The 22,753-nt window shown below is 40.9% G+C and carries 16 protein-coding genes; 5 read left to right on the top strand and 11 right to left on the bottom strand.

Features of this window, described 5'->3' with window-relative positions:
- Positions 1 to 44 precede the first annotated feature (44 nt).
- The 5 genes from ABN236_RS14355 to ABN236_RS14335 are packed head-to-tail and all read right to left on the bottom strand — an operon-like array spanning position 45 to position 6,338.
- Positions 45 to 1,019 carry a tripartite tricarboxylate transporter substrate binding protein gene (locus ABN236_RS14355; RefSeq protein ID WP_227718964.1) on the bottom strand — a complete coding sequence of 325 codons (975 nt, stop codon included), beginning with the start codon at positions 1,017 to 1,019 and terminating at the stop codon, positions 45 to 47.
- A gap of 20 nt (positions 1,020 to 1,039) precedes the next feature.
- Positions 1,040 to 2,092, bottom strand: a complete 1,053-nt coding sequence (locus ABN236_RS14350) for a sialidase family protein (protein ID WP_088494293.1) — start codon at positions 2,090 to 2,092, stop codon at positions 1,040 to 1,042.
- A gap of 22 nt (positions 2,093 to 2,114) precedes the next feature.
- Positions 2,115 to 3,044, bottom strand: a complete 930-nt coding sequence (locus ABN236_RS14345; protein WP_349474295.1) for a dihydrodipicolinate synthase family protein — start codon at positions 3,042 to 3,044, stop codon at positions 2,115 to 2,117.
- Positions 3,045 to 3,054: 10 nt separating this feature from the next.
- Complete coding sequence (locus ABN236_RS14340) at positions 3,055 to 4,701, bottom strand: signal transduction protein (RefSeq protein ID WP_075671193.1); 1,647 nt, start codon at positions 4,699 to 4,701, stop codon at positions 3,055 to 3,057.
- Positions 4,702 to 4,751: 50 nt separating this feature from the next.
- Complete coding sequence (locus tag ABN236_RS14335; RefSeq protein WP_088494291.1) at positions 4,752 to 6,338, bottom strand: FGGY-family carbohydrate kinase; 1,587 nt, start codon at positions 6,336 to 6,338, stop codon at positions 4,752 to 4,754.
- 439 nt (positions 6,339 to 6,777) lie between these two features.
- Here ABN236_RS14335 and ABN236_RS14330 point away from each other — a divergent pair, with 439 nt between their 5' ends.
- The gene (locus tag ABN236_RS14330) at positions 6,778 to 7,206 is read left to right on the top strand and encodes a hypothetical protein (RefSeq protein ID WP_270756383.1); all 429 of its coding nucleotides are present in this window, start codon (positions 6,778 to 6,780) and stop codon (positions 7,204 to 7,206) included.
- Between the two features lie 51 nt (positions 7,207 to 7,257).
- Here the strand turns inward: ABN236_RS14330 and ABN236_RS14325 are convergent, their stop codons facing one another.
- The 6 genes from ABN236_RS14325 to ABN236_RS14300 form a co-directional block, all read right to left on the bottom strand.
- The gene (locus ABN236_RS14325) at positions 7,258 to 8,010 is read right to left on the bottom strand and encodes an ABC transporter ATP-binding protein (RefSeq protein ID WP_349474294.1); all 753 of its coding nucleotides are present in this window, start codon (positions 8,008 to 8,010) and stop codon (positions 7,258 to 7,260) included.
- Positions 8,011 to 8,034: 24 nt separating this feature from the next.
- Positions 8,035 to 8,850, bottom strand: a complete 816-nt coding sequence (locus ABN236_RS14320; protein WP_349474293.1) for an ABC transporter ATP-binding protein — start codon at positions 8,848 to 8,850, stop codon at positions 8,035 to 8,037.
- Complete coding sequence (gene opp1C, locus ABN236_RS14315) at positions 8,828 to 9,697, bottom strand: nickel/cobalt ABC transporter permease (RefSeq protein WP_349474292.1); 870 nt, start codon at positions 9,695 to 9,697, stop codon at positions 8,828 to 8,830. The genes ABN236_RS14320 and opp1C overlap by 23 nt, the downstream gene beginning before the upstream one ends.
- A 2-nt stretch (positions 9,698 to 9,699) precedes the next feature.
- The gene (opp1B, locus tag ABN236_RS14310) at positions 9,700 to 10,626 is read right to left on the bottom strand and encodes a nickel/cobalt ABC transporter permease (RefSeq protein ID WP_349474291.1); all 927 of its coding nucleotides are present in this window, start codon (positions 10,624 to 10,626) and stop codon (positions 9,700 to 9,702) included.
- Between the two features lie 71 nt (positions 10,627 to 10,697).
- The gene (gene nikA / locus ABN236_RS14305; protein WP_349474290.1) at positions 10,698 to 12,272 is read right to left on the bottom strand and encodes a nickel ABC transporter substrate-binding protein; all 1,575 of its coding nucleotides are present in this window, start codon (positions 12,270 to 12,272) and stop codon (positions 10,698 to 10,700) included.
- A gap of 11 nt (positions 12,273 to 12,283) precedes the next feature.
- Positions 12,284 to 13,069, bottom strand: coding sequence for a class I SAM-dependent methyltransferase (locus ABN236_RS14300; protein WP_088494284.1), 786 nt, complete (start codon positions 13,067 to 13,069; stop codon positions 12,284 to 12,286).
- A gap of 412 nt (positions 13,070 to 13,481) precedes the next feature.
- On the opposite strand from ABN236_RS14300, the gene ABN236_RS14295 reads away from it, so the two are divergent.
- From ABN236_RS14295 to ABN236_RS14280, 4 genes are all read left to right on the top strand, one after another.
- The gene (locus ABN236_RS14295; RefSeq protein WP_349474289.1) at positions 13,482 to 14,999 is read left to right on the top strand and encodes a vWA domain-containing protein; all 1,518 of its coding nucleotides are present in this window, start codon (positions 13,482 to 13,484) and stop codon (positions 14,997 to 14,999) included.
- 579 nt (positions 15,000 to 15,578) lie between these two features.
- Entirely contained in the window at positions 15,579 to 17,054 is a 1,476-nt protein-coding gene (locus tag ABN236_RS14290) for an SrfA family protein (RefSeq protein ID WP_270756378.1), read from the top strand.
- Positions 17,055 to 17,057: 3 nt separating this feature from the next.
- Positions 17,058 to 20,042 carry a virulence factor SrfB gene (locus ABN236_RS14285; protein WP_349474288.1) on the top strand — a complete coding sequence of 995 codons (2,985 nt, stop codon included), beginning with the start codon at positions 17,058 to 17,060 and terminating at the stop codon, positions 20,040 to 20,042.
- Entirely contained in the window at positions 20,039 to 22,750 is a 2,712-nt protein-coding gene (locus tag ABN236_RS14280; protein ID WP_349474287.1) for a putative virulence factor, read from the top strand. The genes ABN236_RS14285 and ABN236_RS14280 overlap by 4 nt, the downstream gene beginning before the upstream one ends.
- Positions 22,751 to 22,753 lie beyond the last annotated feature (3 nt).

The raw sequence follows: 22,753 nt of genomic DNA, 5'->3' as shown, positions 1-22,753 counted from the left end.
CCTACCTGCCGTAACAGGTAGGGTGGTTTATAATAATAGAAAAGTTATTTTTTCAGGGTTGCTGAAATTAACTCAGCATACATCTCGTGGTCTTCTTTCATCATTTGGTAAGCATCGTCACCAGTGATAAATACAGGCATAATACCTTGTTTTTTCAGTGCTTCTTGATATTCAGGTTTTTGAACCACTTCAGAGAACGCACCAACTAACTCTTTCTTCACGTTATCAGGCACATTAGCGGTTGTTGCTAATACTGCCCAAGCACGCATTTTCACGTTAGTGTCTAATTTTAATGCTTCTTTGAAAGTAGGTACTGCTGGGAATAATGGGAAACGACGCTCATCCATTACACCAAGAACACGTAGAATACCGGCATCAACTTGAGATTTAACGGCACCCGGCGTTGTTAAGACGCCATCGATGTGGTTACCCACTAAAGCAGCGATTGAAGGGCCTGTACCTTCGTTGTAAGGGATATGGTTAAATTTAGCGCCAGTGGTACGTTCGATATTAACGCCAGCTAAGTGATAAATAGCACCCATACCTGAGTTACCCACTTTCAGTTTACCCGGATTCGCTTTCGCGCCATCGATAAACTCTTGTAACGTGGTATAAGGTGATTCTGCATTAACAACTAACACGACTGGATCCGCGATAGTTGTTGCGATTGGGGTGAAGTCTTTATAAGTAACTGGTGATTTTCCTTGGTGTGGGAACATCGCAAGTTCAACGGTTGTCATCACTAATTTCGTGCCATCTGGACGCGCATTAGCAACTTCAATCAGACCGGTTAAACCATTACCAGCTGGCTTATTCACAGGAACGAAAATACGTCCCGCTGGCATGACATCTTTTGCAAATTCAATGATAGTACGTGCTGAAGTATCAGTACCACCGCCCGGGTTTTTCGGGATGACAACATCAATATTTTTTGTAGGATACGTTAACTGTTGGGCAACTGCGTTCCCCATGCCCAGTGTCATCGTAATCGCCAACGCTGCGAGTAGACTCTTTTTCATAAAACCCTTTCTCCACATTTTTATTGAGTAGCCATTAACTGCTGATAAACAATGTTTTTTCGATTCCAAGTAAAGGTCACGTGTAGGGTATTGTTTTCAGCAATAATAGCCGGATATGAAAATTCGCCTTCCCCATCGAGTAAATCGAATGGTTCAGACCAAGTACTGCCATTATCGGATGAAAGACTGACAGAGATTGGATAACGACGACTCCAGTTACCTGAATTCGGGTTATACACCAATGCCAGTTGACCATCTGCGAAGGAGACGACATCAATGCCGCTATTATTATTTGGTAATATTGTTGCATAAGCTGGACACCAACTGCGCCCATAATCCGTTGAATCGCTACGATAAATAGTACCGCGCGTACTCCGCATCATGGCATGCACATGCCCAGGCCGGGATTCCCATAGTGTTGGCTGTATCACGCCGTCCCATTGAAAAACGCGTTGTAGATCAGTCTCCCATAAGGCATCGTCCTTTAAACCCTGCCAGATTTCATGTTCCGCTTGTTCACCTTTATGATGTTCAATTGGAATATCTACTCGCAACCAGTGTTGACCGTTGTCACTCGAAATATCGACAAACGCATCCCAGAATTGGTCATCCTCAACCGATCCCGGTGCCAACCACTCGCCATTCGACATCACTAACACTTTATTTTTCACAGGACCTCTAGGTGCTACATCACCAGAAACCAATTCACTCGGTAAACTCCAGCTATTTCCGCCATCCTTCGAGATAACGTATTGGGTCGTCCAACTATGTACATCGGGACCCGTTTTATAAAACAGCCAGATATTACCTGTTGATGGGTCAACATGTAAAACTGGATTCCAGTGTGCAACACCCGGATTTTTAACAACAGGTTGAGCGTGTTGCCAATGATCACCCTCTTTCATTACCAGCCAGATAGCGGTATTACCGCTACCTTCTTTATCGCCAGCAAAAAAAGCGGTTAACAAACGCTCAGAGTTAGGCACACGCACAATCGTTGAAGCATGGCAGTGATTAAAAAGTGAATGTGCATTATCAAGCACAAACTGGGTTTCCTTCATCACGAAAGGCATATTCCTACTCCTGTGTCCTAAATTAATCTAACGAAAGCCACTTCTTCATATTCTCACCCAATGCAGTCATGCTATTGACGGCAGAAGGGAAAAATGAGTTTTCAAACTGACTGCTGTTACGGGAACGGCAGACCAGTGTGCTGAAGTTACCAATCAGGCGCTGATGATATTTAGCGCATGCTGGATAATCCAGTGTTTCGGTCATCGCTGCTGTTGATAAATAATCTGCTAACACCGCAGCCTGCTCTGGTTTATCCTTCCAATTCTCATAAAGCCAAACATAAAGCTCTGGATGGAAGTTTGCCATTACACCGCTATATGCCTGACATCCTGCTTGGAATGAAGCTAATAGCGTTTGACTGTTGGCGTTTGCAAGATGCAAGCGAGTTCCTTTTGATAATGCCAAACGACGTTCTATCATCGGAAGAGAACAGCACGTATCTTTGATAAAGGTAAAGCGATTACTTTGTGCGCACCACTCTACAATTTCCTCAGATAACAAACGTTTGTAAGGATAAGGGCATTCATAGATACCCAAATCAATCTCTTTTGGTACCACATTGGTTAAGACTTGCAGTGTTTCCAGCGCTTTATCATCCGACTCCCCGACTAGAGCCAAGCGATTACTGATCATAATGACGCCATCGACGCCTGTGCCAGCCATTGCCTGCAATTGTTCTTTTTGCTGACTTAATGCTGTTGCAGTATGACCAGAAGCAACTACAGGTACTCTTCCATCTGCTTTTTCAACGATAAAACGGGTGAGTGCTTGAGTTTCCTCATCACTTAAATAAAACATTTCGCTTGATTGGCAGGCGGCAAAGAGTCCGTGTACACCAGAATCAATATACCAGTCTACAAGGCGCTCTAATGACGCCCAATCAATCTCCCCGTTGGCATCAAAAGGGGTTAGCATAACAGGCCAAACACCGACGTATTTTTGCTGACTCATCATCAATTCCTTACAGTAAGTTAATGGCATCACCTGCCACTTTCACTTGGATACCTTGAGTCAGTGCTTGAGCAACAAATGCTTTTAGCACAAACGCCAATTTATCTTCATCAACATAAGCCACAGTAATGTGGTTACTTTGATGTCCCGCCATAAGGTCATCACGAGTTACGCCATCTAACGTACAGTTTAATAATGGCCATTCGTAGTTAGTTGCTTTACGGCGACGTTCAAATTCTGCTTCAGGTAACTCCACAGCCACACCTGTACCAATATGCATAATCACATCAGTACCTTCATAGTGCGCACGACCCCATAACAAGCGTCCTGCTTTGCCTTGACCTGCGATAGTTGAACCCCCTTTAGGGAAGAACATCGGAGGCTGGCGATAACCTGTTGCACCTTTTAGGCCACCTTTAAGGTGTTCAAAAGGAACAGAGCCTGAAATTTCCATATCCCAGTAGAATGTTCCTTCATACTCACTACCCCAACGAATATCATGTAGTGTGGTTTCAGCAGGTAATCCTAATGATGTTAATAAACGCCATAACATCGTTTGAGGAATAGCCGTACCCATATCCACTTCGTTGATACAAGGAATTGGTGTGTTAGGGCAGATAATCTCGCCGTTTTCATCTGGCAGTGGGAAACGCGCGGTTGAACCAATCGCACCTTCAGCAAAGTCAGACGCTGGGCAACAATCTTTTAAGCCCTGCTGATATTGCACACCCACCGCTGTTAGACCAAAACGTTTTACGAAACGCGCCATTGCAATCATCATGGCGCACTGCTCCATCACTTGTTCACGAGTGAGTTCAGTTTTGTCATCTTGACCAAACATAAACGTCATCCCGTTATCTTCGTACCACTGTAAACATGCCTCTCTTAATTCTGTCGGTACTTTTGCCATTTCGACCAGTAACGCAGATTGAGAAAGGGATTCAATTGGCATACCAATATTGATCATTGCCTGTTGTGGGAAGACCCCGTTAATCATTCCCATACAGAATGTATCGAACAAACCAATTATTTCTTTATTTTTAATTATGTATTCGCCGACTTTACGACCTACTTCGCCAGCTTCTGTCGCCATTACCCTGTGTGTTGGCGCAATATCTGTAAGATAGCTAAGCTTATGATTTACATAACCATATTTCAACCAAGTTGCTAAACCATCTACAAAGAATTCATCATCAAACTCTTCTGACCATAAACGTGAATAATTTTTACCTAAACTGGTCATCGTACCCGCTAAACACAACATGCCCACCAGACCCGGCCATGTACCATCAAAGTTAGCCAGCAGTAAAATAGGGCCACGATGATGTGCTAATGAAGAGGCAATATGGTGTGAATATTGCCATGCGGTTAATAACACAATAACCGGTGCATCAGGATCGATTGCGGCAAACATATCGCAACCTTCACGCTGACTGCTGATAAAACCATGACCGCGAGCTTCATTAATTTCATGAGCACGCTTCATTTTGTAACCTTGAGCTTCTAATGCTGCAGCCAATTTATCTTCAAATTTTTTCTGTACAGGCCAGCACGTTACGTTTGCAGGCTCGCGTAAGTCTGCGTTGGTGACCATCAGGATCTCTTTCTGACCTGCTGTGATGGTTGTCGGTAATTTTGGTAGATTTAAGTTCAACATAAGATATCCCTGGTAAGGTAAACTCGGTTCATAATCGGAAAAATTAGTGGTCAACAATCCGACATCATTTCGTTATAACGCTGCTGATCTTGATACATCTGCAAATAAACTTGATATTTGGCCTGATGGAAGGCAAACGTGTCGCTATCTGGAGTGATAATGCCACCTTCTCGCACCATTGCACTGGCAGCTTTAGAGAAATCATCAAAGGCTTTACATGCCACTGCACCTAATAATGCAGCCCCTAAATTCACTGCATCTTCTTCTTGTGCTAAATGAATTTCACGACCTGTCGCATTGGCATATTCGCGTAGCCATAATGGATTTTTCGTTGCACCACCACACATCACGATACGATTGATTTGATGTCCAGCATCTTCAAGCGTGTCGATAATATGGCGTGTACCGTAAGCAATAGATTGCAGTGTCGCGAGATAATAACGAGCCAATGCAACTCGACCACTTTCCAGCGTTAATCCGCTTACCATGCCTTTGGCGGCAGGGTTTGCGCGTGGAGAACGATTGCCATGATGGTCAGCTAAAACATGAAACTGTGCTGTTGGATATTGTTCATTCTCTTCCAATTCAGCGACGGCTTCGTTTAATAAGGCATAGTAGTTAACGCCTTTTTCATTCGCTTCTTGCTCTAATTCAGCCCATGATTCATGACGGCGGATAGACCATTCAACTAACGCACCAGCAGCACTTTGACCGCCTTCGTTTAGCCATAATTCGGGTAACATCGCGCCAAAATAAGGTCCCCAAACACCGGGTACCATAATTGGATATTGGCTCACAATCATGTGGCAGTTAGACGTGCCACTGATAATTGCCAAACTCCCTTCAGGTTGTGATGCTGTTAATGCCAAGCCACCCGCATGAGCGTCAATAATGCCTGAAGCAACAATGACACCCGTGTGCAAGCCAAACGCATTGGCAACTGATTCATCTAAACAACCTGCTTGTTCACCTAACGCAAGGATGGTTTGTGGTACTTTTTCTAATAATTCATCCAAACCTACATCGGCTAACAAACTCTCACTAAATTGTCCCTGATGTGCTAAATAGTTCCATTTACAGGTTAATGTACAGGTACTTGCGACATCCCCTGATGTTGCTTTCCAAACTAAAAAGTCAGCTAAATCAAAGAATCGCCATACATTTTCATAACGCTCTGGGTAATGATTTTTTAACCACAGAATTTTTGGCAATTCCATTTCGATACTCACTTCACCGCCAACATATCGCAATGAAGGATCATTGGTCAGATTGATAGTGACTGTTTCTTGTACAGCACGGTGATCCATCCACATGATGATATCTTGCTCAGCTTTACCGCTTGGTGAAACAGAAAGCCCTTTACCGTCCTTATCCACAGCAACCAAAGAACAGGTGGCATCAAAACCAATAGATTTCACATGGATAGGATCAATAGCAGATAACGCCACCGACTCTTTTACGGTAGTGCAAACCTGCTGCCAAATATCGGTAGACGATTGCTCAACGAAATCCGTTTTTGGGCGGAACTGCGCAATAGGGCGAACAGAAAAGCCCAAACGCTTTCCATTGCTATCAAATACCGCTGCACGGACACTGGCTGAGCCAACATCAACGCCAATAAAATATTGTTGTTCCATGCGAACCCTCATCATTTGCTAACGCTATGCTAATTTTTGCTACTTCGAGTTAGCAAGTTAATTCGAGCATGACGAAAAAACAATCACAATAAGATTAGTTTGTGATGCAGATCTACATTGATAATATAATTATATGATTTTATTGATAATTTATTTATTTGACTTTGTGGGTTATTTAAATGATGTACTGAATCGATTATGTTCGTTATGAAACTAACGAACATTTAATTAATAAGATAGGTAAAAACACTTATTGAAATGTTAATATCTCGACAATAAATACGATTTTATTAAAAGATATCTCACTAATAATAAGAGATATTATTCAAAAAATAATGAAATAAAGAAAAACAATAATATTCCTATTGCTATAACGCGCTATTACTTTATTTTTAATGAGTTAACTTAAATTTATATATTCTTTTTTGGAGCATTTATTATGTTGAAAAATATTGCTATTAGTCTTTCTCTGCTACTTATTTCCTCTTCTGCTTTTTCAGCGACATTAGCTGAAAGAGAATTACAACAAAAATTCGAAGAGAATATTCAGTCTCGTGTTGTCGATTTAAATAAAAGCTGTGATGCCAATATAAAAGTTGCTTTTGATTGGTCTGCATTTACTGCTGAGGATTTAAAAACAATAGGTGTTGATAGTTATTGTAGCGAAGGGTTAAAAGGCGTAATTAATACTTGTGATAGCTCGAAAATAGCACAAGAAACAGTAAAAGAAAAAATACAGAATATTACCTGTTCTAAAGCAACACCGCGTAGTATTGAACTCAAAGAAGGCACGCTGAATTTTGGTATTGATTTCAATGCCTCAAACGATGCAAAAGCAGTTCAAGAACACTTAATGAATAATCTCTAAATACATTAAATTCAACAAGCAGTAATGCTTAAAGACATTGCTGTTTGTTGATTAAATAACAGATTGAATAAGCTTTTTAGAATAATCATGAGAAACATTGCCTAAATCATTTATCTCACACAATTCAATATTCCTGCCTTGTAAAAAAAACATCACTTTATCGCAGAAATAAGCCACCGTTTGAATATCATGACTAATAAAAAGATAAGAGAGTGTAAACTCTTCTTTTAACTGTTTTAATAAATCTAATATTTGAACTTGCGTGGGAATATCTAAAGAGCTAAGCGCTTCATCTAATACAATAAGTTTTGGATAAGACGCTAATGCACGACATAAACAGACTCGTTGAGCCTGCCCACCAGAAAGTTCAAATATATAACGTGTATAGCAACTTTTAGGTAATTCTACTTTGTCTAAAAAAGCAAAAATAAGTGTTTTCAATGCTTGGTGGCTAATACTTGGATTAATGATTTTAATCGGCTCAGCAATAATTTCACCTACTGTTAATGTCGGATTAACGGAAGTCATATAATCTTGAAAAACGATACTAATTATACCTTGGCGATGAAGTCGTTTTGTAACGGGCTTATTATTTAAAGAAATAGCGCCACTATCAGGTAATTCTAATCCACAAATTAAACGCGCTAATGTGCTTTTTCCACTGCCACTTTCACCCACTAAACCAAAGGCTTCACTTGAATTAATATTAAAAGAGAGTGAGTCGATAACCTTCACTTTTTCACCAAATAGTGTGTTATTTTTTTGAGTATAAAACTTACTAATATTCTCAACGTTTAATAACATAAACCCTCTTTTATTATGATGATACTAATCTATTTTTTTATTAATCAATTGCTCGAAACGTAATGAAAGCTGTCGGCGTGCATTAATTAAATAACGCGTATATTCTTGTGTTGGATGCGATAAAACGGTTGTTTTATCGCCACATTCAACCATTTTGCCTCTTTGCATAACGACTATATCGTCAGCAATTTCATTAACTAGCCCCAAGTCATGAGAAATAAAAATCAGCGTTGAATGATGAGTTGTGACGACATGATGAAGTAATTTTAAAATATCTTGGCGAAGTGGTGCATCAAGCGCCGTTGTCGGTTCATCAGCAATTAATAACTTCGGTGATAAAGCAAGTGCAATCGCAATCATCACACGTTGTAGTTGCCCGCCACTTAATTGATGAGGAAACGCCTGCATAATAGATTGAAATTGATAAGGGAAAACATGAGATAATGCCGACTGAGTTTCTTCTATGGCTTGCTTTTTAGAATAGGAAAAATGGTAGATTAAAGTTTGGCAAAATTGCTTTCCTATTCTCATCAGGGGATCAAAAGCACTCATGCCGTTTTGCACAATCACACCTAAAGATGTTCCTAATAAAGCTCGACGTTGAGAAAGTGCTTCATGACCGATTTTCTTTCCTTCAAAAAAAATCCCTCCTGACATTGCTAATTGTTCAGGTAGCAATCCCATAATGGCTTTACTCATCAAACTTTTACCACTACCGCTTTCTCCGACAATTGCTAATATACGTCCCTGTTTTATCGAAAAAGAAATATCATCAATTAGTTTTTTTCCACTTTCTTGATGAAAAATAGAAACATGCTCAAGCGTCAGTAAGTTGTTCATGCTTTTCTCCTACTGACTGACGATTATCGGGATCAAACACATCACGTAAAAAGTCACCCCAAAAATTAAATGCAGTGACAACAAGGGTGATCGCAATTCCTGCGGGTAACATTTGCTCTGGATGTAATACCATGACATTTTTTGCTTCACTGAGCATATTTCCCCATTCTGGCGTGGGTGGTTGTACACCTAATCCTAAGAAGGAGAGAGCCGATATCATTAAAATAACACTACCAATATCCGTTGATGCTAAGACAATAGTTTCAGCGAAAGTGACGGGTAATAGATGTCGCCGTAAAATATGACTAGACGACGCACCAATTACCTGTGCATATGCAATGTAATTACGATGAGAATATTGGCGAACAACCCCTCTGATCATTCTGGCATACCATGCCCATTTCACTAAAATAACGGCAATTAAGATATTACCAATACCCGGTCCCATTATTCCCACTAACGCCAAGATCATAATTTCTGCTGGGAATGACAAAACCACATCACATAACCGCATAATTAATGTATCTGTCTTGCCATGAAAAAATCCGGCTAACATTCCCATTAACCAACCAATTATTAATGTCACACTCATGGCTAATAAGGCATAAAATACCGTTGTTCTTACACCAAACAATAATCTTGAAAAGATACAGCGTCCTAAATTATCCGTACCTAACGGATAATCAAAACTCATTGGCTTAAATTTCAAACGTATCGAGGTTAATGTGGGATCATGCGGTGCCAACCAAGGGGCGAATATTCCTGCGATAACCACAATCATAATCACCAATAAGCACAGTTGTGCGCTTTTATCTTTTGCAAGTCGTTGCCAAAACAGTTGCCACATCATTATCTCCTTAACCGTGGATCAGTCATCATTTGAATGACATCCATCAGAAAATTAAAAAAGAGAAATAACAGTGACATCAATAAAATATAGGCTTGTATCATCGGATAATCACGACCAAATATAGCACTGATACATAGTCGCCCTATTCCCGGCCAAGCAAAAATATTTTCAATCACCACCGTACCAGCAATAAGCTTCGGAATACTCATTCCCAATGCCGTTAAACTGGAATACAGCGAATTACGCAAAATATGGCGACGTAAAATAAGGTTATCGGGTAATCCACGCGCTTTGGCATAAAAGACATAAGGCTGATGCCATTGATTTAACATCGCGCCGCGTAATAATCGTAAATAAGTGCCGATATATCCTAAAGAGAGTGCTAATGCGGGCAAAATAACAGACTGTGGCGATAACATCCCGCTGACAGGCAGCCAATCTAAATAAACCGCGACGCCCCAAATTAAGAGCAACCCTAACCAGTAATTAGGAATTGCCGTTAAAACAAACACAGTAAAACGAATGCATTTATCCGTAAAACTTTGAGGTTTAGCCACGCACCATAATGCTAAAGGTAATGCCAAAATAATCGTAAAGAATAGCGCTGTTGAGGCTAACCAAAGTGTTGGCGGTAATGCCCTTAGCATCTCTTGAATAACAGGCGTTCTTGTAAGAAAAGAAGTACCAAAATCGAGTTGTAAGCCTGACATTAACCATAAAAAGTAACGCGTGAAAAAAGGCTTATCTAACCCTAACTCATGGCGCATCCCTTCAATAGCTTCGGGTGTTGGTACTATTTCATTGACGCGTAACGCGACTTCCGCAGGATCAGATGGGGCTAACTCCAACAGAATAAAGGCAATAAATGAAATCATCAGTGCCAGTGGGAAGATAGCCAGCACTCTCCAGAATATATAACGTAGCATAAGGTTTGATCAGTGTGGTACGTTGATATTACGAGCCACACTTATTATGGTTAATCTCATTGATGCATTAATTAAGGCTTAAAGCGCATCTTTTCAAACGGTATTTCATATTGAGATGGATTAAAGCCCACATTTTCTAATTCACTACGATGGATAGCCTTAGTACGTGAATAAGTTAATGGAATATAAACTGCTTGCTCTGCTAATGAGGTAAACAAGGTTTTATATAATTCCTGACGACGCGCTTCATTAGGTGTAATCAATAACTCGCCAATCATTGCATCCAATTGGGCTTTATTCGCCAATCCTTTTTGCCCTTGATAATCCGCGTGAGCAGGTATTCTAAATGATGAAACAAAAGAAGCCGGATCGTAAGGTGTTCCCCATGAGAGCGAATATTGTAAATCGAAATCACCATTTTTTTGTCTATCTAAATAGGCTTGTTTCTCTTCACCTAAAATCGTTAAGCCGACACCAATCTTTTTAAAGTCATCTTGAATAAGCTCAGCTATCTCTTTTTCAACAGCATTATTCACATTATAAGAGAGCAATAGCTGTAATTTCTCACCTTGCTTCTCACGGATAGTCTCACCTTTTGGTAATACCCAACCTTCCGCTTCTAATAGATCAATCGCTTTTGTAGGACGATAAATATAGGTTGGAGAAGCAAAATCACAGTAAGGTACACTGCGAGCCATTAAACTATCAGCAACTTTTTCACTTCCCGCTAAAATACCTTGTGCAATCCCTTCTTTATCAACCGCATATTGCAATGCTTGGCGTACTTTTTGGCTGGATGTCATTGCACGGCTACTATTGAGCACAATGGCACGAGACGCGATCGGCGCACTCATTTCAGTTTTGAATTTATCTGATGCCATAAGGGCTTCAAATGAATCCATATCTAACATGTCACCATCTGCGCCAAAAATAAGCTGAATATCCCCTTTTTGCAGTGAAAGTAGCATGGTTTGTCTATCGGGGATCACTCGCCACATCACGCCATTTAATACCGGCTTCTCTCCCCAATAATTGGGGTTAACTTTAAACTCCGCATATTGGTCTTTTTTATGCTCAGTTAATACCCAAGGTCCTGTACCCACATAGTTCGCAACACCCGTTTTAGTTTTGCCATTAATAAAAGAATTCGGCGAAATAAAGCGGAATGGGCGAGTTAAACCTAATTCCGTTAAGGTTGGGTAGTAAGGGTTTTTTAGATTTAATTTAACCGTGAATTCATCAACAATTTCAACGCTATCAATCTGACGAACTAACTCTAACCACGCATGACGTTCATAATTGTCTAGTACCGCTTCAATGTTTAGTTTTACTGCTTTAGCATTAAAGGGTTCGCCATCACTAAACGTCACATCATGGCGTAAAAAGAAAGTGTAGCTCTTTCCATCAGGAGAGATATCCCAACGCTCTGCTAAATAAGGTGCAACGCCTTTTTCGGTATTTAATACAAGGGATTCAAATACCATGTTTTGAGCCGCCATCTCACCAGAGTAGAGATGCGGGTTGATATCACGAATATCTTTTGTGCTAGCATAATCCAGCATATTATTACTTTTGTCTGCTAATGCAGGAAAAGCACATGCAAGTGTTAATAATAGTGTTGGGAACACTGAAAGTAAGGGCTTCACGTTATTCTCCTTTAATCATCTATTCTTTGTTTTTGTGCGTGGATCATAAACATCGGTGTTGAACCATAATTGATTTTTTCTTCTTCGTTCCACACAAAATCACCAATACGAGTATCTATCATATATCGACTAAAACCGACTTCTAACAAGGTATTAATATCCCATTGCGGACGCTTAATTTGACTTAATGGTAATTGGCGAGCAATTCGCTCCATCTCTTTGGTATCTGTATTGACGTAATGATCTTCAACTTGTTTTTCAATTGAACGCTCTCTATCCGCCACAAAACCTTGCCAGTAGCTTTCATCAAAGAGATGTAAATACCAGTTAGCATCGAAATTAATTAAACTGCCACCCGGTTTTAATACTCGAAACCACTCCGAATACGCTTTTTGAGGTGCTTTTAAATTCCATGTCACGTTACGACTGACCACTAAATCGAATTGTTCGCTGGCAAAAGGCAGTTGGTGTACATCACCGCGAACAAATTGAATATTTGCCTTGTGCGTTTGCGCATTTTGTTTGGCTTCCAGCAACATACCTTCCGTTGCATCAATTGCCGTCACCTCATGACCTGATAACGCTAATAAAATGGCAAAAAAACCAGGTCCCGTTCCAATATCAAGCACTTTTAAGGTTTCTCCTACTTTGGTATGCCCCAATAATAGATGACGCCATTTCTGTTGTTTCTCACTCAGCAATTCCTGTTGATTCGACTCACTATAACTTTCAGCTCTGATATTCCAGTAGCGAGTTACATCATTAAGTAATTGGTTATTATTTATTTTATTTGTCATCAGAAACCTGCTGTTATATCAACGTAAAGAGAGGAATAAATTCCCCTAAAAGCGAATGATTTGGCTATTTTTTAGTGTGGGTAACATACCTTGTAACCCCAAGATGCTCTATGTGCTATATCAATATTCACCAGTACTCAATAAGGAAGATCTGCCAATTTGCGATCTCCCGCTTTAACATAAATACACCATCCTAATGGGCGTGACGATAAATAAGCAAATGGATTATTTCCCCTGTTAAAATAGAGAAATAAATTGAGCGAATTTAGAAATAAAAATTAATTTTGCCTTATATTAAAAAAGTGAGCGCTTTAATTTCACCTTTTTTATAAAACCGTTATAGTCAATAATATTGTTATCTTAAATTTCTTTCTTTAAACGAATATAGCCGTCACATAAGGCTCTCTAAAATATGAATCGAATCTCACGATTAACGGCTGATATTACCCGCGCCGATTTTGCCTTAACGCATCAACAGCAATTACTTCAATTGCTAACTCAACACTTTCCGACTAAGTACCGCTCTCTATTTGCGACTCCAGAGAAAAAATCGGATGACGTCGTTGAGTGGTATTCTCCGGTTTCAGGTAATCCTGTCGCTTTAACGTCGTTACAAGGACAAGAGCAACAAGAAATAAGACGTATTTTAGATGAACGCCTTAACGATATTAAAACGCAAACGGCGCTATTAGCATCACAAAATAGGATCACGGATGAAGAGCGCCATCTTTTAGATACAGCATCAACGCTACCTGATAGCGAAAGTGTCTATATTATTAATGGGCAACCCGTTATTACATGGTGGCCACGCACCACACCATTACCCCCCCCAATTGCACAAGTTACCGCAGGTGCAAGTGCAGCTGCTGCGGGTGCCGCACTTGCCGATGTGCCCGCCAAAACACGTAATCGCTGGCTACGTTGGTTATTACTGCTGTTATTCTTACTGTTTTTGGTCTTACTGGCATCTTGGCTAAAAGGCTGTTTTGATCCGAAAGTGGTTCCTCCTGTGGTTGAAGAGAAACCAACCGTTGTCATACCGCCAAAACCAGAGCCTATCCCTGAGCCAGAGCCTATTCCTGAACCCGTTCCAGAGCCTGTACCGGAGCCTATCCCTGAACCTGTACCTGAACCTGTACCAGAACCGGCTCCAGTGCCTAAACCTGTACCAGTGAAAAAACTCACGCCACTAGAAGCTTGTGTACAAGATGAACTGAAAAAATCGGGTGTGACGGAGAAAACAGCAAATGCCACCTGTGAAAATCGTTTAGCCAGCAAAATTAAGCAAATGTGCCCAGCTGAACGTCCAGCAGAGTTAGCACCTCAAGTTATCATTATCTTTGATGCTTCAGGTTCAATGGCATTGAGTATGAGTTTAACGGAAGACGATTTAGACTTTATCTCAAGCACCGGAAAACTCTTCGCGGGCTATGATGCAGAACCTCGTCGTATCACCGTAGCAAGAAATGCAGCGACAAAAATTATTAATAGCATTCCTTCAGATATGAAGATCACCACCGTTGTGGCATCAGACTGCGGTGTAGTAAAATCCAGTCCGGCTTATGGTGGCAATGAGCGCTCAAAATTGCTTAACTACATTAAACGTATTGAACCTGATAGCGGTACACCATTAGCCGAATCTATCCAACGAGCAGGCTCTCTGATCAAAAGTAATAATCGTGACACTATTATTGTCTTGTTATCAGATGGTTTAGAATCTTGCGATCAAGACCCATGCGCAGCGGCCAGAACGTTAAAACGAGCTCATCCCCGCGCCGTCATTAATGTAGTTGATATTTTAGGCACGGGCGCAGGTAACTGTGTGGCAAGTGCCACTGGTGGTAAAGTCTTCACGGCGCGTAATGCTAATGAAGTTACTTTAATGACTCGAAAAGCGATTGAAGATTATATTCCAAAGAACTGTAAATAATGATTGATTACTGTTTCTAATATTTAATTCACCCTCTTTGATTTCATATTGAGGGTGAATTTTTCACGTATTACGTGTATTTTATTATTATATTGGCGCTGGCAAACTCTATATCTTATCTATTTAAGACCATTCCTTAATTGTGTGTTTTTTTCTTTTCTTATTATCTCATTATTCAGAATAAACCTATTTTGTGATTATTATCACAGCAATTAGACACTTACCAATAGTTTATTCTTTTATATTTTGTCTTTTTTTTCTTCTATTTCATTATTTTTTAATGCAAAAGCCAATATATCGGTGATTTAATCCATATATTTAAGAAAATATAGCGCAACCTGTAATGTCATTATTTAATTATCATCATCGTCATCTTAATATTCCCATTTTCACTCAAGAAAAATAAAAAATCCTTTAATAATAATCAGTTAATTAACCCTAAATAATCCGCTAGATAGACACCAAATTTCTGATAATATAAAATGTATATAAATTTTATATCTTTATTTTTAGCCTTAAAGCCTATTTACGGATAAGCCAACTTACCCATAGATAATCTTGCCTAGCGGAATGATCGTCGTGAATAAAGCATTCTTACGAAGTGGTAAATTAGAAAGTTACCTCCCTATGGGAGAAAATGGACAGGCTGTTTATATCTCTGCACTGCAGCTGCGTGAAACCCTGCGTTTAAGAGGAAAGGCTCATATTTCTCAATGCCTTGCTATTCCTCAGCCAAATGAAACTGGCGAGCGCATTGACTGGTATTCACCGATTGACGGCTCTGTTATTCCTTGGTCTGCGGCTTCAGAAGAAGAACGCACCGCCGCTTATGCGCTACTGAAAAAGAATCAAGATGATTTAATCGCCTTTAGTGAACAAGAGCAGCAAAGGGCTGGAAATAAAGAAAGTCAGCTTTTTGGTGCTTTACTCAGTAAAACTATCCAATTTCCTGATGAAAACCATATTTTTATTGTTGATGGCCAACCTATTATTACCTTCTGGGGTTTTGTCAGTGCTAATCAACAGCTTAGAGTTGACCCTGTTGCTTGCTTAAAGCCTGCTGTTGCGCCAATAGCACCAACATCAACCGTGGTTCCACCAGTGCAAGAAAAAGTCATTATTACTGACACTAAGCGCCCTTGGTGGCGTTTCTTATGGTGGCTATTACCTTTATTATTACTTCTACTCGCGATTTTCTTCTTAAGAGGCTGTTTTTCAACGCCAGCATTACCTACGGTCGATATTAAAACACCCGATATTGAAGCGCCTAAATTACCAGATCCTACGCTTGAAAAACCGAAAGTCCCCACCGTGGTCACTAACGGTCACACCGTTGGTGTGCCAACAAATACGGTTCACACAGGAACATTAGGCACCGTTGATGCCAATGGGAATGTAATTAATGGTACAAGTGATAACGGCGCAGTCGTTGATCCTAATACGGGTTTACCTGTGGTTGATCCTCAAACAGACAATAACCAAGGTGCATTACCTGAAGGAACATTGCCTGAAGATGCGCAACAACCTAACGTACCTCCGGTTGATCCAGCGGCACAAAATGAGCAACCGAAAACAGATAACAATCAAAATACAGGGAATGAGAACAACACTCCTACCCCTCCTGTTGATCCCAATGCACCACCAGATGTGACACCACCTGCGACAGCAGATAACACAACACCGCTGACCATTCCGGCGAATGCGTTAGCGAATGGCTCAACCCAATTCCTAAATGGCCAGTGGAAAGCAGGGGCAGGAATTCAAGATCAAAAAACAGGTAAACCACTAAGCCTAAATTACCAATTAGATAATGGTAAAGGACAAGTCGTCATGACACGCAGTGATGGCGTGACCTGTAAAGCACCTGTTAATGCTGCCGTCAATCAGGGCGGATTAAATATCAATAACCAAGGTCAGGCTCTGTGTAGTGATGGTTCAAACTATTTGATGCCAAATATTATTTGCCAACCAGGAAGCCAAAATATTGCTGATTGCCAAGGGAAATATGAAAACAATCAGCCATTCCCATTATCAATGAAGCGGGAGAATAACTAATTCATGTTAGCGCCACTGACCGATTATAAAGATAAAATTACCCTTATCCGAGACAGCAATATTCAGTTTCTGGATTTTGGTTTTAAGCTACCACAGCGCAAAGAGTACGGTGAGTTTGTTAAAAAAGGCGAAAACGGCCCGTTAATGCGACTCATCTATAATGAACGAGATGATAACTATCTTTATCCAGCACCTAAAAATCAGCCTCAAACACCGAGAGAGGCTGAATTTAGCTTCTCCCTTGAAGAGTCATTAACGCTATTAAATGACACATGGCTACCAGTGCCATTTTTCCGTTTTAATCCACCCCGCGCATTCTCTCAAGGCCCTGATAACTGGGTAAGAATGATGTTCCATCAACTGCCAGAGCCAGATGAAGATGGACATACACACCGCGTTGTTGTGGCATTTGATACTCGAATTGAACCCAATCGCGCCAATACAACTTATCTAGCACCAAACGAAGAAGATGTTCGCTCTGGTGTCGCTTTTGCGTTGGCTTATTTGGGCTATGAAGTTGAGAACTTCCTTGAAACACCGTGGATTGATGGTTGGTTAAAGGAAGTCTTTAGCGAAAGAGCACTGGCTGTAACCAAAATGTACCATGATGAACTTGAAGATGCGCTCAAAGAGTTTCAACATCAGGCACATTATCTCAATTTACTCAATATCTTAGGTGAGAAGCTACGCTTACCTGAAATCAAAATTAACGAAACCAAACCACAAGAGCCAGCGATTGAAGTTGATCTTATTCTTGATGTGGGTAACTCACGCACTTGTGGGATCTTAATTGAAGATCATATCAATGATAATAAAGGGTTAACGCAACTCTATGAAATGACGCTGCGTGATTTAAGCCACCCTTATCAAATCTATAATGAACCATTTGAAAGCCGTGTTGAATTTGCGCAAGCTGAATTTGGTAAACAAGATTTCTCAGTGAATAGCGGTCGCAATAATGCCTTTATGTGGCCGACGATTGGTCGTGTTGGCCCTGAAGCCAACCGCATGGCTGCACAACGATTAGGAACAGAAGGCTCAACAGGTATTTCAAGCCCTAAACGCTATTTATGGGATGATTCGCCCTATTCTCCGGGTTGGCGCTTTAGTCGCTCTTTTGGTCAAACTGACAGAGAGCCACTGGCAACCGCTGTTCCGATGACATACCTTCTAAACGATCACGGTGAGCCATTATTCCGTTTAGAGCCTGACTTTCGCATGCCGGTATTTACGCCAAACTATACCCGTAGTTCATTAATGACCATGATGTTAACCGAAGTGTTAGCGCAAGCATTAACGCAAATGAACAGCCCAGCTCAACGCCTTAAAATGAGTCACGCAAGTGCGCCTCGTCAATTGCGCAATATCATTTTGACTATTCCACCAGCGATGCCAAAACCAGAGCGTGCCATTTTTGAAACGTGTATGGAAAACGCATTAGGACTCATTTGGAAAGCAATGAATTGGGACCCAACTGACGAAAAACTACGTTTTGATGGCAAAGATGAACAGTGTCGTATCCCAATGCCAAACATCCATGTGAAATGGGATGAAGCCACTTGTGGCCAGTTAGTTTACCTTTACAACGAAACACAAATTAAATTTGGTGAGCGCACTGAAGCCTTCTTTGCCAGCCAAGTGCGTGAAGATAACCGCGCATTAACGGGTGATAGCACGTTAAAAATTGCCTCAATCGATATTGGTGGCGGAACAACCGATCTCGTTATTACACGTTATAAACTGGATACGGGTACAGGTAGCAACGTTAAAATTATTCCAACACAGTTATTCCGTGAAGGATTTAAAATTGCGGGTGATGATATTTTATTAGATATCATCCAGATTTGCGTATTACCTGCATTACGCACAGCATTAACAGATGCCGGTATTTCTGATGCCGATGCTCTGATGTCTTCTCTTTTTGGTAGTGAAGGTTTAGATGCAGGGCAGCAAGTGTTGCGCCAACAGCTTACCCTACAAATCTTTAATCCGATTGGGTTAAAGATTTTAAGCCAATATGAAAACTACGATCCATTAGTTCCACATGAAGGTATTAACAGTACTTTTGGTGAATTACTTAACGTTCTACCGACAGAGCATGTACGTCGTTATATTGATGACGCAACCAATAAAGAGCTGGGTGGTGGCGAGAGTTTCTCCATTTTAAATGTGCCTGTACAAATTAACTTTGCGCAATTGCACGCCGAATTTATTTCAGGTGGACGCATTAATATCACGCGTAGTTTAAAAGCGCTGTGTGAAGTGCTTTATTACTACTCCTGTGATGTTTTACTGCTGACAGGTCGTCCTTCGCGCTTACCGGGTATTCAAGCACTGTTAAAAGTATTACAGCCAGTACCGCCTTCTCGTATTCTGCCATTACATGGCTACAAAACAGGTGGTTGGTATCCATTCAACAAAAAAGGCCGTATTGACGATCCAAAATCAACAGCAGCGGTCGGTGCGATGTTGTGTTTAATGGCTGAAAATGCACGTTTACTCAACTTTTACTTCTCGACAGGTAACTTTAAAACTTACTCAACAGTACGTTATTTAGGGATGTTGGATAATAACAACACCATTTCTGATAATGACGTTTACTACCGTGATATTCAGGATAAATTTGAGCCTGATCCTGATACCTATTTTGAAGTCAGAGGCGGGATACGCTTAGGTTTCCGTCAATTAGATAATGCCCGTTGGCCCGCATCTCCACTTTATACCTTGCGCATTAAAAATCCGAAATTGGCACAGCAACTTAGCCAAGAAGACAGCGTATTGCATATCAAGCTAGGGGAAGAAAGAGGCGCTTCTGGCCATAATGATGACAATAAATCTGAAAAATTACGCATTGAAGAGATGGAGCTTATTAATGGCAAAGGTGGCGTTAATAAGAACGGTTTAAGCTTCAAACTCAATACGTTAGCAGATAGTGGTATTGGTGAAACATCCTATTGGCTGGATAGCGGGAGTGTATTAGGTAAATGAATATGATGGATGAAAAACAGTTAACAGCCAAATGGGATGCCATTTATCAAGGCGCGGGTAAAGCCATTGATTGGGTAACGGCAGTAAGAGGTAATGCACCTCGTTTAAATACCGAAGCCGATAGCCTTATCTATCGTCTGCGCCGTAGCCGTAACATGGCAAAAAATCTCAGTTTAGCAACACAGAGACCAATGTCTGTGGGCTTTTTTGGTCTTTCTCAAGCAGGAAAGTCGTACCTGATTTCAGCACTTGCCGCAGGGCAAGATGGTCGCCTAAGAACCAATATGTCAGGTAAAACCCTTGATTTTATCGACCACATCAACCCACCGGGTGGCGGTAAAGAAGCCACAGGTTTAGTAACCCGCTTTAGTCGCAACGCCACAAAAGGTACGCAAGAGTTTCCTGTTGAGCTGCATCTTTTCAGCGAAATTGAGATAGTTAAAATTCTCGCCAATGCCTATCTGTATGACTTTAATCAGGAAAAAATTGAATTTGAATTAGATGACGAGAAAATTTCTCGTTTAATCAATTCATTAAGCACACAATGCAGTGCTACACCTGTTGCTGGCATTACTCATGATGACGTTGTCTCGTTATGGGATTATCTGCAACGTCATGCTGAAAAAAGCCAGAAAAAATTGGCAGCAACCTATTGGCCTAAAGCGATTGAGTTAGCGCCTTATCTCAGCATTGCACAACGCGCTAAACTCTTTTCTGTTTTATGGGGCGATATTGCAGAGCTGACATCCGCTTATCAACGTTTTAGCACCACTCTTGCCTCTTTAGGTAATGCACCTCTTGTTTTGGCTCCGCTCACTTCTTTAGTCAAAGAGCAAGACGGCGTGTTAATACAAAAAGACAGTATCATGAACGTGGATATGTTAGAGCGTCTCAATACTGCCAATGATAGCCAGATCAGCATTTGTCCTGTTCATGGCGATCGTATTGATGCTCCTGTGACGCTTTCGTTAGCAGAGTTAACGGCGCTGACGGTTGAATTAGTCGTTCCACTATTAGATACACCAAGTAAAGCCCTGTTTGAACACGTTGAACTGCTCGATTTCCCGGGCTATCGCGGCCGTTTAGGGGTTGAAACTATGGCTGATGTACGTCGTCAAGTTAACGATGACAGTGCAAACCCGCTGGCACAGCTTATTCTACGGGGTAAAGTCGCCTATCTGTTTGAACGTTATACCGATAACCAAGAGATGAATGTTTTAGTGGTATGTACCGCATCAAACAAACAATCAGATGTGAAAGAAGTCGGTGCAGTCCTCACAGAATGGATCAATAACACCCAAGGTAAAGATGCATTAACACGCGCCAAACGCCCTTCAGGTTTAATTTGGGCAATGACCATGTTTGATATGCGTATTACCAACTCCTTAACCATGAATGAAGCATTATTACGTCAATCATGGGGTAAAGGTGGCATGATCAAAATGGCGATGTTAGAGCGCTTTGGTCAATATGAATGGATGTCATCAGATTGGATCAACGGTGAAGCATTTAATAACACCTTCTTAGTGCGTAAACCGGGCGTACCTACCCCGTTTATTCAAATCAGTAATGGCAAAGAAACTGTTCTAAATGAAGACAGTGTTTCTCAGCTACACCTGATGAAAAAAACCTTTGCTGAAGATGAAACGGTCCAACGCTATATTCGTGAGCCAGACCAAGCATGGGATGCTATGTTGGCGCTTAACGATGGCGGTATGCAGCGCCTTGCCGACTACCTTGAAACCGTTGCATTAAAATCACTAAAACTTGAACGTATTAGCGAACAACTGGAAGAAATTCAACGTGATTTAATCGGTCATCACCTTGAAAAATGGTATCAATCAGGTGGTGAAGAAGAGCTTCAAGTCAAACGCCGTAATGCAGCCACTATTTTACGCTTTATGCAAAGCCGTCCTTATTTACAAGGTGCGTTACTGGATTACCTGTTGCCTTCTCGCAAATCACTCTACGACCTGTATATGCAGGAAAAAGAGGTTATCGATACACTTTCAGACAAGAAGGCAACACAAGCCCCTGTTTCCGCCTTTGCGGCTATGGAACAACCTGCTTTCGATCTCTTTAGTGATGCGCCAATCTCTCTAGTACCAGAAGAAGATGAACTCCCTAAAGGTCATGGCAATGAGGTTACTTACCCTAAAAAAGTGATGGCATTATGGATAAACCATCTACGTAGCCTGCCTGATAACAGTACTTTGTTAACCTATTTAGGCATTGATCAAGAAATTATGGTGCTGTTAGTGGATGAACTTATCACTGCAATCAATCGCCTTGGTGTTGAACAACGTATGTTGAAAACCCTTGCAGGGACAGAAGCTATTGCTCGTCGTGATGACTTAGCCGAACAGCAATCATCTCGTGTTTATAATGTACTGGGTGATTTTATTACTTGGTTTAATTTCAAAGATAACGGTGTTGAGAAGCCTGATAGCAAAATCAATGCAGGTCATAAGATCTTTGAAAGACCCGATAGCGCTAGTGTGCAATGGGGTGATGATGAGCGTTTAGTCCGCTTACCTACTAACCCTGTTAACTACACCCTTTTATTTGTGATTGATTGGCTTATCGCTTTATCAGCGGTTATTACTGAGAATGCGGGGCATTCTGCGGGAAGAGAGATCAGTGCTGAACAAAACGCACTATTAGGTCAAATCATTCAAACCATGAAATCATCCGTCGTGGAGTCATAATTC

Source organism: Proteus sp. fly-1013 (genome assembly GCF_040140245.1).
Lineage (GTDB): Bacteria > Pseudomonadota > Gammaproteobacteria > Enterobacterales > Enterobacteriaceae > Proteus > Proteus mirabilis_B.
Note: the sequence above shows the minus strand (reverse complement) of the source record. Positions and strands in the feature narration are given on the sequence as shown.

Bases quoted from the DNA above. Each gene is read 5' to 3' on its own strand.
- ABN236_RS14300 (WP_088494284.1), bottom strand. From the start codon at position 13,069: ATGACAAATAAAATAAATAATAACCAATTACTTAATGATGTAACTCGC.
- ABN236_RS14320 (WP_349474293.1), bottom strand. From the start codon at position 8,850: ATGAACAACTTACTGACGCTTGAGCATGTTTCTATTTTTCATCAAGAA.
- ABN236_RS14345 (WP_349474295.1), bottom strand. From the start codon at position 3,044: ATGAGTCAGCAAAAATACGTCGGTGTTTGGCCTGTTATGCTAACCCCT.
- ABN236_RS14355 (WP_227718964.1), bottom strand. From the start codon at position 1,019: ATGAAAAAGAGTCTACTCGCAGCGTTGGCGATTACGATGACACTGGGC.
- ABN236_RS14285 (WP_349474288.1), top strand. From the start codon at position 17,058: ATGTTAGCGCCACTGACCGATTATAAAGATAAAATTACCCTTATCCGA.
- ABN236_RS14280 (WP_349474287.1), top strand. From the start codon at position 20,039: ATGAATATGATGGATGAAAAACAGTTAACAGCCAAATGGGATGCCATT.
- opp1B (WP_349474291.1), bottom strand. From the start codon at position 10,626: ATGCTACGTTATATATTCTGGAGAGTGCTGGCTATCTTCCCACTGGCA.
- ABN236_RS14325 (WP_349474294.1), bottom strand. From the start codon at position 8,010: ATGTTATTAAACGTTGAGAATATTAGTAAGTTTTATACTCAAAAAAAT.
- ABN236_RS14335 (WP_088494291.1), bottom strand. From the start codon at position 6,338: ATGGAACAACAATATTTTATTGGCGTTGATGTTGGCTCAGCCAGTGTC.
- ABN236_RS14330 (WP_270756383.1), top strand. From the start codon at position 6,778: ATGTTGAAAAATATTGCTATTAGTCTTTCTCTGCTACTTATTTCCTCT.
- opp1C (WP_349474292.1), bottom strand. From the start codon at position 9,697: ATGTGGCAACTGTTTTGGCAACGACTTGCAAAAGATAAAAGCGCACAA.
- ABN236_RS14340 (WP_075671193.1), bottom strand. From the start codon at position 4,701: ATGTTGAACTTAAATCTACCAAAATTACCGACAACCATCACAGCAGGT.
- ABN236_RS14295 (WP_349474289.1), top strand. From the start codon at position 13,482: ATGAATCGAATCTCACGATTAACGGCTGATATTACCCGCGCCGATTTT.
- ABN236_RS14350 (WP_088494293.1), bottom strand. From the start codon at position 2,092: ATGCCTTTCGTGATGAAGGAAACCCAGTTTGTGCTTGATAATGCACAT.